This is a genomic window from Actinomadura barringtoniae (assembly GCF_017573505.1).
Lineage (GTDB): Bacteria > Actinomycetota > Actinomycetes > Streptosporangiales > Streptosporangiaceae > Spirillospora > Spirillospora barringtoniae.
Genome location: NZ_JAGEOJ010000019.1, coordinates 77297 through 93252, shown reverse-complemented (window position 1 = coordinate 93252; position 15956 = coordinate 77297). Strand labels below are relative to the sequence as shown.

Sequence of the window (15956 nt, the reverse complement as noted above, 5' to 3'; positions counted from 1 at the left end):
GACTTGCTCCTGAGGGGGGACGGAGCCGGGGCTCAGACGGAGCGGGGACTCAGAGGATCTGGAGGAGCCTGTCGGTGAACTCGGCGGTCGTCGCGGTGCCGCCCAGGTCGGGCGTGCGCACGTCGGTCTTGGCCAGAACGGCGGCGATCGCGTCCGTCACGTCCCGCGCCGCCTCCGGGTGGCCGAGGTGGTCGAGCATCATCGCGGCCGACCAGATCGCGCCCAGCGGGTCGGCGATACCGCGTCCGGCGATGTCGGGGGCCGAGCCGTGGACCGGCTCGAACATCGAGGGGAACGCGCGTTCGGGGTTGAGGTTGGCGGACGGAGCGATGCCGATCGACCCGGCGACGGCGGCGGCCAGGTCGCTGAGGATGTCGCCGAACAGGTTGGACCCCACCACCACGTCGAAGCGGGCCGGGTCCAGGACGAACTTGGCCGCGAGCGCGTCGATGTGCTCCTGGTCCCAGGTCACCGCGGGATGCGCCGCACCTCGTTCGGCCACCAGCTCGTCCCAGAACGGGAGCGTGTGCACGATGCCGTTGGACTTGGTCGCCGAGGTCAGGCGCCCGCCGCGCCGTGCGGCCAGGTCGAAGGCGTAGTCCAGGACGCGCGTGACCCCGGCCCGGGTGAACACCGCCTCCTGAACGGCGAACTCGTCGGGGAAGCCGCGGTTGAGGCGCCCCCCGATCTCGCTGTACTCGCCCTCCACGTTCTCCCGGACGACGACGAGGTCGACCTCGCCCGCCGCGCGGAGGGGGCTGTCGAGACCGTCGAACACGCGGATCGGCCGCAGGTTGACGTACTGCCGGAAACCGCGGCGGATCGGGATCAGCAGCCCCCACAGCGAGACGTGGTCGGGCACGCCGGGGTAGCCGACCGCGCCGAGCAGGATGGCGTCCTTGTCCCGGAGCCGGTCGAGGCCGTCCTCCGGCATCATCGCGCCTTCGCGCAGGTAACGCGCGCAGGACCAGTCGTACAAGGTGCAGGTGAGGCCGAAGCCGTGGCGGCGGCCGACCGCTTCGAGGACCTGCAGCGCCGGAGGGAGCACCTCGGCGCCGATACCGTCGCCGGGGATCAGCGCGATGTGGTGGTTCGTCATGCGTCCGATTGCAGCAACGCGACCACCTGAGCGTCCAAGACGCAGTGTGGATGCGCCTGATAAGCGCTCCTTATCAGGCGCGGCGGCCAAGTGGGCCGGCTCAGCCGATGGCGTGTGCGAGGAACTCCCCTGCGGCGGGTGAGAGCTCGTCGCGACGGCTCACCAGCGCGATCTCCAGGCTGCTCTCCGGCTCGATCGACAGCACGCGCGCCCCCGCCCGTTCGGCGATGTCCCGCCAGGACTCGGTCACCACCGCGACCCCGACCCCCGCCAGGACCAGGGGCAGGATCGACACCCGGTGCTCGGTCTCGGCCGCGATGCCGAACTCGATGCCGCGCTCGCGCAGCCCGTCGACGTAGGCGCGCATCCCCGTGCCCCGCTGCCCGACGATCAGCCTGTGCCCGGCCAGCTCGGCGCAGTCCACCGCGTTCTTCCCGGCGAACGGGCCGTCCGGCGCGGTGACCAGCACGAAGCGCTGCCTGCCCGCCGGATGGCAGGTCACCTCACGTTCGGGCAGAGGCCCCGAGGTGGCGAGCAGCCCCAGCTCGGCGGCGCCGGTCCGCACCAGCTCGACCACGTCGCGGGCGGTGAACGCGGCCTTGATGGCCACCGACACGTCCGGATACCGGCTGCTGAACGCGCGGATCATCGTGGTCAGCGGCTCGACCGCCTGGGAGGGCATCGCCGCGATGTCCAGGCATCCCGTCCGCAGTTCCGTGACGGCGGCGACCCGGTCGCGTGCGGTCCGCAGGCTGCGCACCGCCGCACGCGCGGGCTCGATCAGCGCCCGGCCCGCCTCCGTGAGCACCGCCCGCCGCCCGATCCGGTGGAACAGCGCGCTCCCGAGGTCGCGCTCCAGGGCCTGGACGGCCTGGGAAAGCGCCGGCTGCGACACGTACAGCACCGCCGCCGCCCGCCCGAACCCGCCCTCGTCCACGATCGCGAGGAAGTACTCCAGCTGCCGAACGTCCATGCCCAGATCATCGCCGGTCCCCGCCCCGAGCCGCATCGACGGCCTCGACCATCGAAATCAGGAGCGCCGGCGTTCTTCCTGCCGCCGCATCAGTTCCTCGACCGCACTCGGCAGCGTCGTCTCGAAGTCGATCAGCTTCGCCCAGGTCGGGGTCACCACGATCCGGACCATGCCGTCGTAGTAGAGCGAACGCACCCCCGCCTCCCACTCGACCCGCTGCTCAGGCGTCATCTCATAACTACTGGTCTCCTGGAGATACTCGTCCGGAATGCCGTCGACGTAATCCAGCTCGGCCCTGCCACGGATGAGCAGGATCTTGGGCGGGTGCACCTCGGTGTCGATCGTCAGGGCAACCATCGGATTGGCACTCAAGGCCTGAAGTTTGGGCGCGTTCTTCGCCGTGGACATGACGATCTCCGTGCCATTCCAGGTGAACGCGATCGGGATGGTGCGGGGCGTGCCGTCCTTGGCCACGTACGCCAGGCGAGTGATGTCGCGGGCCAGGAGCTCCTGGCTGTACGGCCGGCTCAGGACCTCGGTGATCTCACTCGGTTGCATGGTCGTTCCTTCCGTTGCGGGTCCGGTCTCTGGTCGATCGCAGGTCAGCCGAGTTCCTCGGCCATGGCGACGACGATGCCCTCGGGGCCCCGGAGGTAGCAGAGCCGGTAGCTGTCCTCGTACTGCACCACCTCGCCGATCAGCTGGGCGCCATGGGCGACCAGGCGGGTGATGGCGTCGTCGATGTCGTCGACCGCGAACATGATGCGGCGGATGCCCAGCGTGTTGACCGGGGCGTCGTCCGGCACGCCTCTGATCGCCTTCGGCTCGTGGTACTTGGCCAGCTCGATCCGCCCGGGGCCGCCCGGGATCCGCAGCATCGCCACGTCGACGCGCTGGTCGTCGAGGCCGACCAGGCTTGCCGCCCACGGCCCCTCGACCACGGCCTTGCCCTCCAGCTCCATGCCGAGTTCCACGAAGAACGCGATCACGGCGTCGAGGTCCTCGACCATGATCCCGACGTTGTCCATCCGCTGAAGCGTCATGATTGTTCTCCTGCTGTTTCGAGGTCGCGGGCGACCGCCGCGCGGACCGCGTTGATCAGTTCGTCCCGTTCGGCGGCGGGGCGCATGGCTAGGGTGTTCATGGCGTCTCCCCCCTGGTCGGGCGTGCTTCCAGCGTCCGCCCTGAGGGGGTCCGCGGGCATCCGTGCCGACCGCAGAGCACCACGGATGCCACCACGGAAAAGGGGGCTCGGTGGCCGAACGGATATCTGAGCGGGAGGCCGAGGTGCTGGCCGCGCTGGGCGCGCGGCTGTCCAACGCGCAGATCGCGAACCGGATGCACATATCCGTGCGCACCGTGGAGAGCCACGTGTCCTCGCTGCTGCGCAAGTACGGCCTGGGCGACCGGTGGGCGCTGGCGGAACTGGCCCGCGCCGGGGAGGGCGAGCCGGGCCGTGTCGTCGGCCTGCCGGTGTCCTGCTCGACGTTCGTGGGCCGCGAGGCCGAACGTGCCGCCGTGCTGGCCGCGCTCGAGGAGGCCCGCCTGGTGACCCTGCTCGGTCCGGGCGGCGTGGGCAAGACCCGGCTGGCCTGCGTGGCCGCCGATCACGCCGCCGCGCTGTTCCCCTCCGGCGGCGGATTCGTTGACCTGGTGCCGGTACGCGACGGGTTCGTGGCCCGCGCGGTCGCGACGACGCTCGGGGTCACCGAGGGCTCCCACCAGCCGCTGGACGAGGCGGTCGCGGCGCGCCTGGGCACAGGCCGGTCGCTGCTCGTCCTGGACAACTGCGAGCACGTGATCGACGAGGCGGCCGCGTTCGCCGAACGGATCCTGCTCGCCTGCCCGGGCACCCGCGTCCTGGTGACCAGCCGGGAACGGCTCGGCCTCTCGGGTGAACGCATCGTGCCGATCTCCCCGCTGCCCCTGGGCTCGGACGCCGAACGGCTGTTCCACGACCGTGCGCTGGCCGCGGACCCGGAGTTCGTGGCGGAGCCGGCGGTGGTCGCTGACCTGTGCGCACGGCTGGACGGCATGCCCCTGGCGATCGAGCTGGCGGCCGCGCGGGGCGCGTCGCTGGGCGCCACGGGACTGCTCGCCGCTCTGGAGGACGCGCTGCGGCTGCTGTCGGGCGGGCGGGGCGGTGCCGAGCGGCACCGGTCACTGCGCGCCGTGCTGACCTGGAGCTACGACCTCCTCGACGAGGAGGAGCAGGAGCTCTTCCGCCGGCTCGGGGTGTTCGTCGGGGCCTTCGACCTGGACGCCGCGACCGCCGTCGGCGGGGACCGGGCTGAGGTCGCGGACCTGCTCGGCAGGCTGGTGGACAAGAGCCTGGTGGTACACGTACGAGGGCGGGTCAGCCGCTGGCGCCTGCTGGAGACCGTACGGGCGTTCGCGCAGGCCCAGATGTCGGCCGCCGGCGAGGAGGACAAGACCCGGGCGCATCACCTTCGCTGGGCCGCCGACGCGGCGTCCGCCGCCGAGGGCAGGCTCGGTGATCCCGCGTGGCGGGAGGACTTCGACGCCATGGCCGCGGACCTGCGGGCGGCGTTGAACGGGTTGGGCAGTCCGTGCGACGTCACGCACCGGCTGGCGAGCGCGCTCGCGCACCTGACCTTCGCCCGCCGGCACCTGCTGGAGTCGTTCGCGCACCACCTGACCGCCGCCGCGGTCGCGCCGGACGCGGCGTCGGCGGCGCGCGACCTGCGCGCCGGGGCCTGGTGCGCGCACGTCAGCACCACCTCCAACCAGCACGTGTACGAGCTGCTGCTGGAGGCCGCCGAACAGGCGCGGCGCGCCGGCGACGGCCGCGGCCGGGCGATCGATCTGGCCCGCGCGGTCGAGACGGCCTGCCGGTACCCCGAGGCGTTCGAGACCGGCATTCCGCGCGAACGCCTGTGCGCCCTCCTCGACGACGCGGCCGTCGCCTGGTCAAGCGACGTTCAGCCAGGCGACGACGCCGAAGTGGCTGCGTGCATGGCCGTTGCCCGGGCATGGCTGGCGGGCCCGCACAAGGGCGCGCCGGACGACGAGCTCGCCTCGGCCGCCGTCGCCGCGACCCGGGCGACCAAGGATCCCGTTCTCATCAGTTCCGCGCTGTGCGCCGCCGGGGCCGCGGCGCTGCACGACGGAAGGCTGCGCGAGGCCAACGGCATCACCGGCGAACGCCTGCGGCTGCTGCCGTCCATGGACCGCGACGACCCGTACTGCGGGCCGGAGATCTGCAGCACCTACGGCCGCGCCTGCATCTACGCGATCATGGCCGGTGACCTGCCGGGCGCGATGGACGCGGCGCGGGCGGGCATCGAGGACGACCTGCTGAGCGACACCCACATCACGGCCAGCCGCCTGGTCCAGCCGCTGGTGCTGACCGGCCGCTTCCGCGACGCGATCGGGTACGCCGAACGGATGTGGGACCAGTGGGAACGGGCCGGGCGGCCGGCCCCGCTCTGGATGCTGCCCGCGGTCGCCACGACGGTGCTGGCGTGCGCGCTGCTCGACGAGCCGGAAGCGGCCGCACTGTGGAGGTCCCGCGCCGCAGAGGTGGCCGGCGGCACGCTCGGCACGGCGCCGGTCGCGGTCTTCGTCGACGCCCGCCTCGCCCTCCACGAAGGCCGGTACGACGACGCCGGCCGCCTCGTACGCCAGGCCTTCGCCCTCGACGATCCGCTGGATCCGTACCTGGCGTACGCCCGGGCGGCGGGTGCGGAACTGGCCGTGGCCGCGCGTCTACCCGACGCCGCGGACCTGCTGGCGGCCGTCACCCCGTTCGCCGAGGAGAACGCCTGGACGGCGGCCTGCCTCACCCGTACGCGCGGACGCCTCCACGACGACCGTTCCGAGCTGGCCCGTTCCATCGAAGCGTGGGAAAACCTGGACGCCCAGGCCGAGCGGGCTTACACCGAGGCGCTACGAGAGCGTCGCTAGGCCTCGGCGTGGTCCGTCTCGTCCTGGTCCGTCTCGTCGACGGCGGCGGCGAGGGTGCGGATGAGAGGGTTGGGGTTGCTGCTGAGCCAGGCGAACGCCCATTGGACGGGCGGGGCGTCGCGCACCGGGATGTAGGCGAGGTTGGGCCAGCGGCAATAGCGGGCGCCCTCGGCGGGGGTGGCGATGACCGAGGGGCCGACGCTGACCGTCTTGAGCATGTCGTCCCAGCTGGAGACGCTTGACTGGCGCGGGATCAGGCGTCCTGACGGCGTGCGGAACGGCTGCCATGCCTCCTCCATGGACGCCGGGATCTGTGACTGCGGGACAACGAAGGTCATGTCGCCGTAGTCCTCAAGGCTCAGCGACTCACGTTCGGCGTACGGGTGGGTCCCGGACATGATCACGACGATCGGTGAGGTGTGGGTGATCGGGCCCACGGTGATGTCGGGTTCGCGCACCGGAAGCCACAGGTGGAGCACGTCGACCTCGCCCTCCCGCAGCGGGGTGAGCGGGTCGACCGGGTTGATTCCCCGGTGCACGAGCTCGATGGCCGGGTGACGCTTCCGGAACCGTTCGACCAGGTCATTGATCATCAAGCCCTGGGCGCCGATCGTGCCGAGGGTGAGCGTGCCGCCGGTCTCCTCGGCGGCGGCCGAGACGCCCTCGATCCCGTCGATGATCGCCTGGTAGGCGGGCCGCAGGGTCTGGTAGAGCTGCTCCCCCGCCGGCGTGAGGCGGACGCTGCGCGAGGTGCGGTCGAACAGCGGCTTGCCGACGCGCCGCTCCTGCTTCTTGATGGCGTGGCTGACCCCCGACGGGGTGAGGTGCAGTCGCTCCGCGGTGCGCCCGAAGTGCAGTTCCTCGGCCAGCGCCAGGAAGATCTCGATGTCCCGAAGCTCCATGAACCCCCCTAAACACCCTGAACGGGAATCTATCGATCATGACTGAGGCCGCACAAGCGCATCGATGAGCGCCGCGCAACGCTGCGTTGCCGAGATCGCCGTTGTTCCGCGACGTCCCCCTTGCCAATCTTGATTCAGCCGTTCCGGGGCGCTGACCTGGAACGTTCACTCAGACAACGGCCGGAGGGAGGCAAACGCACATGACGGAAACCGTTGAGGTGACCCGCATCGAACCGGGGCGCGAGGGGCTGGACGGGCCGACCGTACAGGCCTGGCACGCGGTCGTCACCGCGGCCCTAAACGAAGATCTCCCCGGAACCGTGCCCGACGCGTTCGACCGGTTCAGCGCTCGCCTGGCAGCAGGAGCGACGGTCGTCTGGACGGCCGTCCGCACGGGCCAGGTCGCCGGGCTGGCGATCCTGCGCCGCCCGTCCGCCGCCTCCACGGGAAGCGCGCAGGTGCACGTCCACCCGGCCCACCGACGCCACGGTGTCGGCGACCGCCTGCTGAACGCACTGATCGCCGAGGCGCACACCTGCGGCCCGCACGGCGTGACCCTGGCCGTGCCGGTGGACGGGCCGGGCGACGCGTTCTGCCTGCGGCGCGGCCTGACCCACCTCCGCACGCTGCACCAGCAGCTGCTGCCGCTGCGCGACCTGCACCCCGGCTGGCTGGACGAGATGGTCGCGGCCGAGCATCCCGGCTACCGGCTGACCGAGAGAACGCGGCTCGCCTCCCCCGGCCACCACGGCGCCGTCCCAGGCGATGTGCTCCTGACCGTCACCGCCGAGCACGCCAACGGCACGGCCGCCCACACCGAAGTGGTGATCGCCGACGGTCTCGGGCCGTACGCGACCCAGCACGACCACCCACCGGCCAACGAGCACCACGCCCCCGGGCTGGAGCTGTGGGTCAAGGCGGCGATGCTGCGCCTGCTGTACGACCAGCACCCGCAGGTCACCCACGTCACCACCGACAGCCCCGAGCACGACGCCGCCCTGCTGGCCGTCAACAGCCACCTGGGATTCCAGCGCCACCACCGCACCAACGAATACCGGCTCGGCCCCACACCGAACATCGCCTGACACCTGACACCGCAAGCAATTGGAGTCCCCCATGCTCACCCCGATCGCCTATGGCCTGGCCATCGTCCTGGTCGCCCTCGTCACGTTCGTCGGCCTGCGGTTCCTGGTGGTCCCGCAGCCCGCTGCCGCCGCCTACGGCGTGCCCGCCCAGCACGACGACGCCGCCGCGTACCTGACCATCAAGGGCCTGCGCGACTTCACCTTCGGCCTCATCGGCATCGCTCTGCTCGCCTTCGCCAGCGCGCACGCCGCCGGCTGGTACATGCTCATCGCCGCGATCGCCCCCTTCGGCGACACCTTCGTCGTCCTGCGCCACGGCGGCGCCAAGGCCACGGCGTTCGGCATCCACTTCGCCACCGCCGTCTGCGTGCTCATCAGTGCCGCCCTGCTCTTCGCCCTCTGAAGACGTTCGCCCTTCACGCAGCCAAAGGAGCCAGTCCCATGTCCCTGATCAAGCCCGACTTCAACGAAGCCGTCCTCGTCCGCGACGCCGACGCAGAGGTGATCGGCCAGTCCCCCATCACCGTCAAACTGCTGGCCGACAGCACCTCCACCGGCGGTGCCCTGTCGACCCAGCGCGTCACCCTGGGCGGCGGCGCCAACGGCGCCAACCCGCACCGCCACGACAACTCCGCCGAACTCTTCTACGTGCTGGACGGCACCGCTCAGCTGCTGTCCGGCGACCAGGTCGTCACCGCCGAACGCGGCGACCTGGTGGTCGTACCGCCGAGCGCCACGCACGCCTTCGCCGCCGCACCGGGCGAGGACGCCGACATCCTCATCGTCATCACACCCGGCGTCGAGCGCTTCGAGTACTTCCGGCATCTGGAGCGCATCGCCTACGGCAAGGTGCCGCCCGAGAGCCTCCTCGACGTTCAGGAGCTCTACGACACCTACTTCCTCACCAGCGCCACCTGGGAATCCGCCCGAGCCTGACCACTCCCCCGACCCCGGACATGACCGAAGACCCCTCAGGAGCCCTTGTGAAAAAGCTCTTCTACGCGGCCCACACGTACATGATCCTCGGGCTGGTCGGCGGGCTCTACTACCGCGAGATCACCAAGCTGAACGACTTCACCGGCGACTCGCAGCTCGGGCTCGTCCACACCCACGTGCTCGCCCTCGGCATGCTCTTCTTCCTGATCGCCATGGCCCTGGAGAAGCAGTTCTCCCTGAGCGCGGGCAAACTCTTCAACGCTTTCTACTGGACGTACAACGCGGGCCTGGTCATCACCGTCACCGTCATGACCGTGCGCGGCACGCAGACCGTCCTCGGACACCACACCCCCGAGGCGGCCGCCGCGATAGCCGGAATCGGCCACATCACGCTGACCGTCGGCCTGATCTTCTTCTTCATCAATCTGGGCAAACGCATCGCACTGCCCTCCAGCACCACGGGCACCGCCGCACAGCCCGAGACGACGGCGACCGAGCACTGATCGCGATCCACGATCGGGATCTTGCGGGTGGCGGACCGGCCTGTTTACAGTGAGCGCGCGCTGCGAACGATCTTGGCGGCGCGTTCTCCTGGGAGGCTGCCATGCGCAGGACCGGCTGGGTGAAGGTCGCTTTCGGAACGTGGCTGGCGTTGGCCGCGTTGTCGACGACATGGATGGCAGGACCGGCTGAGGCCGCGGGCCCGGATCCCACGGCCGCCGGACGGATCGGGTCGGGTTTCCGCACAGGACACGCAAGCAAACCGAGTGCCGCGCCGGCCGCGAAGGTCGGCGCGCACGGCGCTGCGGCACCCCACGTCAAGCCGGCGCTTCCCGCACGCAAGTCCGGGTTCCTGCCGGTGAAGGCCGCTCGTACCGTGCCAGGCCGGTACATCGTGAAGCTCAAGCGCTCCGATTCACCGGCCCGGACGAATTCACTGGCCCGGACGAACGTCCGCGGCACCGCGACCGGGCTGGCGACGCGCTTCGGCGGGCGGCTCGGGCACGTGTACGACACCGCGTTCGGCGGGTTCTCGGCCGGCATGTCCGAGCAGCAGGCGCGGCGGCTCGCGGCCGACCCGGCCGTGGAGTACGTCCGGCCGGTCCGGTACGGGAGGCTCGACGGGTCGGAGTCCACGCAGCGCGACCCGCAGAACTGGGGCCTGGACCGGATCGACCAGACGAGCCTGCCGCTGAGCTCCAGCTACACCCGCGACGACTCCCGCGGCGACGACTGGCACATGTACGTCATCGACACCGGCGTCGACGGGTACCACGACGACTTCACCTTCGGCTCCGGCGACGACGACTCGCGAGTGAACAGGTTCGGGTTCAACTCCACGACCGACGACCCGATCGAGTCGGGGCTCGCCGACGACGAGGACGGGCACGGCACACTGGTCGCCGGGATCGCCGCCGGCACCTACTCCGGCGTGAACAAGAAGGTCCAGGTGACCGGCGTCAAGGTTCTCAATGACCAGCCGGCCACCGAAGAGCAGATCATCGAAGGCATCACCTGGGTCGCTCAGGACAGCCGCCGCTATCCGCACAGCGTGGCGAACATGAGCATGTCGTTCCCCGCCGACCCGCAGGGCCAGGACCCGATCGACGACGCCGTCACCGACGCGGTCGCCAAGGGCGTCACGTTCGTGGTCTCGGCGGGGAACGACAACGACGACGCCTGCAAGCTGACCCCGGCCCGCAACCCGGCGGTGATCACGGTGTCGGCCACCACGCGTACCGACGCCCGGCTCGCCGACGCCAACTACGGCAAGTGCGTGGACCTCTTCGCTCCCGGCGACCGCATCTCCGGGCCGGTGGCCAGGGTGAAGGCGACCAACGGCGCGTCGAACGAGTACAGGACCGGCACCGGTACCTCGTTCGCGGCGCCGTTGGTAACGGGCGCGGTCCCGTTCCTGGACATCCCCGACGGGCAGGTGACTCCGGGCAAGGTGCGGTCTGTTCTGCTGGCGAACGCGACCAAGGGCGCGGTGGGCAACGCCGGCGAGGACTCCCCCAACAACCTGCTCTACATGGGGCGGGCCACCCGCCCGCGAATGTGCACGGCGGGGGCGCGCAAGCTCGTGACGCCGCCGGTCAAGTACCTCGTGCAGACCAGGAAGTTCGCCGAGTACGCGCACAGCAACGACGGATGGACCGGCGGGGACGGCACGTACGCCCTCGACCACGTCACCGGCCACTCGAAGCTGTGGATCTTCTCCGACACGTTCCTGCCGCCGGCCTATCCCGACGAGACCAGGCCGCGCACCGCGCCGTTCATCAACAACTCGATAGTCGAGGAGGGCGGCCTGAACGGCTTCGTCACCCACCACGGCGGCACCGCCGGCGCTCCGAACGCCATCGTGCCCGCCGACGCCAACGGCGACTGGTATTGGGCGGGGGCGCCCAACCGCCGCTGGACGAGCCCCACCAGCAATTACCTGCAGATCGTCTACCAGCGTTACCACCGGTTCGGCACGGGCCTGTGGGACTGGGGCTGGTCGGGCAACACCGTCGCGACCTTCAGCGACGACCTGAGCCACCCCGACAGCGTCACCGACATACCGTCCGGCGAGGGCATCGCCTGGGGAACTGCGATTCTGGACTACTTCCAGTCCGGTGACGGCTACCTCTATGTCTACGGCGTCGAGGACCACCACACCGGCGATCCGGGCGACCCGGAGGCCGTCTACAAGTACCTCCACATCGCCCGCGTCCGCGGCAGCGACCTACGCGGCAAGGACTGGGAGTACCTCGACGCCAGCGGCGACTGGATGACCGCCGAACGCTTCTCGGCCCGCCAGTACGACACCGACACCGGCGGCCACATCCCGGTGAGCAACGAGTTCAGCCTCACCAACACCGGAACCGGGCTGGAGCTGGTCACCCAGGACACCAGCCAGGCCTTCAGCGGCGAGATCAAGCTCTACACCCCGTGCTCCCCCAGCGGTCCCTTCAGCGGGAAGACCGACATCTACAAGACCACCGAGGGCGGTCCCTGGGGCGACTATGGGAACGGCAACCTGTTCACCTACAACGCCAAGGTCGTCGCCGTTCAGGACAACAGCGACAACACGACGACCCTCACCATCGCCTACAACCTCAACAGCCTGGAGCCGGACGACGTCTACCGGAACATCACCTGGTACCAGCCCAGGTTCATCCAGGCGACGATCAAGAAATGACCGACTCGGCAGAGCTCGGCGGTATCGGGTCAGACAGCCGAATGATCGGGTCGCGCGAGGGGCCAGGTGATTGCTCAGCCCCGTCGACGATGAGGTTGTGCCCGGTCACTAGCCGGTGCCGAGCTCGTCGGCGTGCTCCTCGCACCAGCGTCGCGCGCCGTCGCGGGTGGTGGTGGCCAGCAGTCCGGCGACCAGTCGCGGCGCCGTCGATAGTGCGAGCTGGCGATCGAGCCGGTGTTCGCGATGGCGGCGCCGTTGAACAGCGCGTCGATCGGACCGTCGATGCCGTCGACCACCGCGCTGCGGCCGTCCACGACCCGTTCGGCCAGCTGTTTCGCCCAGCCGACCGGCTTCAGCGCGCCGCCGCGATCGCCTCCCAGGCGCCCGGGGCGTTGCTCGAGTCGTACCGGCGCCGCACGTACGCGTCATCGTCCGGGTAGGCAGCCGAGAAGCACATCGTCGACGTGGCCCAGCGGGTCGGCCGCGCTCTGCCTCGGACCGTGTAGCCCGGAAAATGCTCACACCTCGCCACGCGGGCGAGGAGGTCAGCCGAGCAGTGCCACCAGTCGCGTCCTCGTCATGGTCCAGTAGCGGGCCAGCACCTGGGGACTTTCTCCGTGGGAGATCTGCAGCATCGCGAGCCCCCGGATGGTCGCCAGTGCGAGTACCAGATCGTCGATGAAGGTCGGGCGCTGCGCGAACTCGCCGAGTGCCCCTGCGGCGGCATGGGCGATGGAGATGGCCACTTCCCGTTCGAGGTCGTACATGACCTCGCGCAGATCAGGATCGGTCCGCGCGGCGACCCAGATTTCCAGGGCCGCGTCGAAGGTCGGACCCTGGTGAGCCTCCCACAACGTGTCGAGGGCGACCTCGAGCGAGACCGGTCCCCCGGCGAAGGCCTCCCTGGCCGCCTCCACCCGGCGTTCGGTCAAGTAGGCGAACGCGCCGTGGAAGAGCTCCGCCCGCGTACGGAAGTACAACGGCTGGGCGCCCCTGGAGACGTTGGCCAGCTCGGCGATGCGTCCCGTCGTCGTCTTCGCGTAGCCGTAGGTGGCCAGGCACTCGATCGTCGCTTCAAGGAGGGCCGTCCGGGTCGCGTCCCGGCGTTGCTCCTGGGATCGATGACCGGCGCGGCTGGAAGCGCCCGAAGATCCTGAAGATATCGGCGGAGGTGTAGATATCTGCATACCTGCATGTTGCTTTCCGCTTCATGCCGAACCTCCCCCGCCTCAGCACCACGCGGCCGGTAGCGGTGCTCGCCGTCGTGTTCACCCTTCCACCGCACTCGCCGAGACGCCCACCGGCGCCGAGCAGGCGATCGCGGCGACACAGGCAAGCACGGCCTTCACCAGTCTCATGCCGCCGAAGCTAGTGATCCCGCAACGTGCCGAGAAGGACCCATCGGCTCAGTTGATTTGACAGAATCGCTCGGCAGCGAGGCAGAAAGTGCACGAAGTCGCCGAGGTCGAACTCAAGCCTTCCCAATGACCGAAAGAGGTGACGGCTTGTGGTGATGCTCATTCTGCGGTTCGACCTGCGCAACCCGCCCATGGCCGGTGTGTCGATGGCGGACCGGTACGCCGCGACGCTGGAGATGGCGGAGTGGGCCGAACAGCACGGTGCACTGGCGGTCGTGCTGTCGGAACACCACGGGGCCGATGACGGATACCTGCCCAATCCGTTGCTGCTGGCCGCCGCCATCGCGGCCCGCACCACCACGATCCGGATCAACATCGCCTCGCTCGTCGGGCCCTTCCATCATCCGCTCAGGCTCGCCGAAGACCTGGCGATCCTCGACCACCTCAGCCGCGGCCGCATCGACCCCGTGATCAGCGGCGGCTACGCGCCGCACGAGTTCGAGATGTTCGGCGTCCCGTCTCAGGAGCGCCCGCAACGGATGACGCGCCTGTTCCGAACCCTCAAACAGGCATGGTCGGGCGAGCCGTTCGAATACGAGGGAAGGAAGGCACGCGTCACACCGCCTCCGTACCGGCAGGGTGGGCCGACGTTGACGATGGGCGGCAGCAGCGAAGGCGCCGCCCGCCGCGCCGCCCGGATCGCCGACGGTTTCATCCCCTCCGAACCCGCGTTCTGGCAGGCCTACGTCGACGAATGCGCCAAGCTCGGCAAGCCCGACCCCGGTCCACCACTGAGCACGAGCAACCCGACCACCTACCTCGCCGACGACGTGGAGGCGGGCTGGGCCGAACTCGGTCCCTATTTCCTGCACGAAGCGCAGTCATACGGCGGCTGGGGTCAGGCCGCAGGCGTCGCCAGCCCCTACGCGGCAGCAACCGACATCGACCAACTGCGGGCCACCGGTAGCCACCGCATCCTCACCCCCGACCAGTACGTGGCGGAACTGCGCGCGATGGGAGAGCTCGCGATGGCCATCGTGCATCCGATGGCCGGCGGCATCCCACCGGAGCGGGCGTGGCAGATGCTCCACCTCCTTGAGGACCGCGTGCTGACCCAGGTGTGAGCGCCTTCCGTGGATGCTGCACCGAGCCTGGCGGCCCCTGCGGACCCGAAGCCCGTGGTGTCGCGGGGTGTCACGATCCCCGCCTTCTACGACCCGCCCGCACAACTGCCGTCGGCGAACGGCGCGCTGGTACGCACCGAGCCGTTGCCGCCCGGGCTGAGCCTGCCCGGACTGGACGGGCGGCCGTTGCCCGGCACGGCGACGCGATCACCTGGCTCACCGACCGCCTCAAGGCACGCCGGCCCTCTCCGACTGCTGGACCATGCCCACCCAGCCATGACGGTCACGGTCCCTGAACGTGGCCCCGCGAGCTGCTCAGGAGGGGCGGAAGCCGGCGCTGGGCTGCGGGGCCCCGGCGGGGACGTGGAACGACATCGCGTGCTGGACCAGGGTGATGAGCACCTGCTTGGTCGACTCGCGGTTGCGCGCGTCGCACTCGACCATCGGCACGTGCGCGCTGATCGAGAGGGCCTCGCGGATGTCCTCCATCGCGTACTGGAACTCGCCGTGGAACCCGTTGACGCCGACCACGAACGGCAGGCCGAGCTCCTCGAAGTAGTCCACCGCGGCGAAGCAGTCGGCCAGGCGGCGGGTGTCGACCAGCACGACCGCGCCGATCGCGCCCTTCACCAGGTCGTCCCACATGAACCAGAAGCGGTGCTGGCCGGGCGTGCCGAACAGGTACAGGATCAGCTCGCGGTCCAGCGACACGCGGCCGAAGTCCATCGCGACCGTGGTCGTGGTCTTGTCGGGCACCGCCGACAGGTCGTCCACGTCCGCGCTCGCGGCGGTCATGACCGCCTCGGTCGTGAGCGGCATGATCTCCGACACCGACCCGACGAAGGTCGTCTTGCCGACGCCGAAGCCGCCACCGACGACGATCTTGACCGAGACCAGGTCGGGGTCCGGGCCCTGCGGCCCCGGCGCCGGTGGCCGGTCAGAGCTTGCGAAGTCCACTGAGCACCCTTTCGAGCAGGCGGAGGTCCGGCTGCGTGCCGGCGGGGCGCGACTGGTGCAGTCGCAAGAGCCCCTCGAGGGCCATGTCGGCGACGAGGACGCGGGCGACCCCGAGGGGGAGCCGGAGCAGGGCCGACACCTCCGCGACCGAGCGCGCCGACCGGCAGAGATCCATGATCGCCCGGTATTCGGGCGTCAGCATGGAGACGTCGCGAGGCGGGTAGGGCGCCGCGGTGACCAGGGCCTCGATCGCCAGGTCGTAGCGCGGTTTGACCCGGCCACCGGTGACCGCGTACGGGCGCACCAGCGAGCTGTTGTCGTCCTCCGCCGTCGGAGGACCACCCGGATCACCCCACCGTGGCGTGCCACCGGGACCGGCACCGAAATGTCTGCCTCGATCCATCACGCCGC

General features: G+C 70.2%; 15 protein-coding genes. 7 read left to right on the top strand and 8 right to left on the bottom strand.

What is annotated here, in order from left to right; translation table 11 throughout:
* Positions 1-49: 49 nt before the first annotated feature.
* From J4573_RS39085 to J4573_RS39070, 4 genes are all read right to left on the bottom strand, one after another.
* Positions 50-1099: a tartrate dehydrogenase gene (locus J4573_RS39085; protein WP_208261173.1), complete on the bottom strand. Its 1050-nt coding sequence runs from the start codon at positions 1097-1099 to the stop codon at positions 50-52.
* Between the two features lie 100 nt (positions 1100-1199).
* Positions 1200-2072, bottom strand: coding sequence for a LysR family transcriptional regulator (locus J4573_RS39080; RefSeq protein ID WP_208261172.1), 873 nt, complete (start codon positions 2070-2072; stop codon positions 1200-1202).
* Between the two features lie 57 nt (positions 2073-2129).
* Positions 2130-2630, bottom strand: a complete 501-nt coding sequence (locus tag J4573_RS39075; protein ID WP_208261171.1) for a pyridoxamine 5'-phosphate oxidase family protein — start codon at positions 2628-2630, stop codon at positions 2130-2132.
* A gap of 44 nt (positions 2631-2674) precedes the next feature.
* Positions 2675-3115: a VOC family protein gene (locus J4573_RS39070; RefSeq protein WP_243774281.1), complete on the bottom strand. Its 441-nt coding sequence runs from the start codon at positions 3113-3115 to the stop codon at positions 2675-2677.
* Between the two features lie 211 nt (positions 3116-3326).
* On the opposite strand from J4573_RS39070, the gene J4573_RS39065 reads away from it, so the two are divergent.
* On the top strand, positions 3327-5999 hold the full coding sequence (locus J4573_RS39065; protein ID WP_208261170.1) for an ATP-binding protein: 2673 nt from the start codon (positions 3327-3329) through the stop codon (positions 5997-5999).
* Here the strand turns inward: J4573_RS39065 and J4573_RS39060 are convergent.
* Positions 5996-6901 (bottom strand): LysR family transcriptional regulator, encoded by a 906-nt coding sequence (locus J4573_RS39060; RefSeq protein ID WP_208261169.1) that lies wholly within the window; start codon positions 6899-6901, stop codon positions 5996-5998. The two genes, J4573_RS39065 and J4573_RS39060, sit on opposite strands and share 4 nt — an antisense overlap.
* Positions 6902-7101: 200 nt before the next feature.
* Between J4573_RS39060 and J4573_RS39055 the strand changes: the two genes are divergently transcribed.
* The 5 genes from J4573_RS39055 (at position 7102) to J4573_RS39035 (ending at position 12106) form a co-directional block, all read left to right on the top strand.
* Entirely contained in the window at positions 7102-7986 is an 885-nt protein-coding gene (locus J4573_RS39055; protein ID WP_208261168.1) for a GNAT family N-acetyltransferase, read from the top strand.
* Positions 7987-8017: 31 nt separating this feature from the next.
* Complete coding sequence (locus tag J4573_RS39050; RefSeq protein ID WP_208261167.1) at positions 8018-8389, top strand: DUF4267 domain-containing protein; 372 nt, start codon at positions 8018-8020, stop codon at positions 8387-8389.
* 38 nt (positions 8390-8427) lie between these two features.
* Positions 8428-8922 (top strand): cupin domain-containing protein, encoded by a 495-nt coding sequence (locus tag J4573_RS39045; RefSeq protein ID WP_208261166.1) that lies wholly within the window; start codon positions 8428-8430, stop codon positions 8920-8922.
* Between the two features lie 47 nt (positions 8923-8969).
* A complete protein-coding gene (locus J4573_RS39040) occupies positions 8970-9425 on the top strand; it encodes a DUF2871 domain-containing protein (RefSeq protein WP_208261165.1) in 456 nt (151 codons plus the stop codon).
* A gap of 101 nt (positions 9426-9526) precedes the next feature.
* Entirely contained in the window at positions 9527-12106 is a 2580-nt protein-coding gene (locus tag J4573_RS39035) for a S8 family peptidase (RefSeq protein WP_208261164.1), read from the top strand.
* Between the two features lie 545 nt (positions 12107-12651).
* On the opposite strand, the gene J4573_RS39030 is transcribed toward J4573_RS39035, so the two are convergent.
* Complete coding sequence (locus J4573_RS39030; RefSeq protein WP_208261163.1) at positions 12652-13293, bottom strand: TetR/AcrR family transcriptional regulator; 642 nt, start codon at positions 13291-13293, stop codon at positions 12652-12654.
* A gap of 326 nt (positions 13294-13619) precedes the next feature.
* Here J4573_RS39030 and J4573_RS39025 point away from each other — a divergent pair, with 326 nt between their 5' ends.
* A complete protein-coding gene (locus J4573_RS39025; protein WP_243774305.1) occupies positions 13620-14588 on the top strand; it encodes an LLM class flavin-dependent oxidoreductase in 969 nt (322 codons plus the stop codon).
* Between the two features lie 315 nt (positions 14589-14903).
* Here the strand turns inward: J4573_RS39025 and J4573_RS39020 are convergent, their stop codons facing one another.
* Positions 14904-15485: a GTP-binding protein gene (locus J4573_RS39020; protein WP_208261294.1), complete on the bottom strand. Its 582-nt coding sequence runs from the start codon at positions 15483-15485 to the stop codon at positions 14904-14906.
* Positions 15486-15525: 40 nt separating this feature from the next.
* Positions 15526-15948 (bottom strand): DUF742 domain-containing protein, encoded by a 423-nt coding sequence (locus J4573_RS39015; protein ID WP_243774280.1) that lies wholly within the window; start codon positions 15946-15948, stop codon positions 15526-15528.
* Between the last annotated feature and the right edge of the window lie 8 nt (positions 15949-15956).

What these genes read in the sequence shown, in the direction of transcription:
- J4573_RS39050 (WP_208261167.1), top strand. Translation starts at nt 8,018, where the DNA reads ATGCTCACCCCGATCGCCTATGGCCTGGCCATCGTCCTGGTCGCCCTC.
- J4573_RS39070 (WP_243774281.1), bottom strand. Translation starts at nt 3,115, where the DNA reads ATGACGCTTCAGCGGATGGACAACGTCGGGATCATGGTCGAGGACCTC.
- J4573_RS39055 (WP_208261168.1), top strand. Translation starts at nt 7,102, where the DNA reads ATGACGGAAACCGTTGAGGTGACCCGCATCGAACCGGGGCGCGAGGGG.
- J4573_RS39060 (WP_208261169.1), bottom strand. Translation starts at nt 6,901, where the DNA reads ATGGAGCTTCGGGACATCGAGATCTTCCTGGCGCTGGCCGAGGAACTG.
- J4573_RS39025 (WP_243774305.1), top strand. Translation starts at nt 13,620, where the DNA reads ATGCTCATTCTGCGGTTCGACCTGCGCAACCCGCCCATGGCCGGTGTG.
- J4573_RS39080 (WP_208261172.1), bottom strand. Translation starts at nt 2,072, where the DNA reads ATGGACGTTCGGCAGCTGGAGTACTTCCTCGCGATCGTGGACGAGGGC.
- J4573_RS39015 (WP_243774280.1), bottom strand. Translation starts at nt 15,948, where the DNA reads ATGGATCGAGGCAGACATTTCGGTGCCGGTCCCGGTGGCACGCCACGG.
- J4573_RS39045 (WP_208261166.1), top strand. Translation starts at nt 8,428, where the DNA reads ATGTCCCTGATCAAGCCCGACTTCAACGAAGCCGTCCTCGTCCGCGAC.
- J4573_RS39075 (WP_208261171.1), bottom strand. Translation starts at nt 2,630, where the DNA reads ATGCAACCGAGTGAGATCACCGAGGTCCTGAGCCGGCCGTACAGCCAG.
- J4573_RS39085 (WP_208261173.1), bottom strand. Translation starts at nt 1,099, where the DNA reads ATGACGAACCACCACATCGCGCTGATCCCCGGCGACGGTATCGGCGCC.
- J4573_RS39030 (WP_208261163.1), bottom strand. Translation starts at nt 13,293, where the DNA reads ATGCAGATATCTACACCTCCGCCGATATCTTCAGGATCTTCGGGCGCT.
- J4573_RS39035 (WP_208261164.1), top strand. Translation starts at nt 9,527, where the DNA reads ATGCGCAGGACCGGCTGGGTGAAGGTCGCTTTCGGAACGTGGCTGGCG.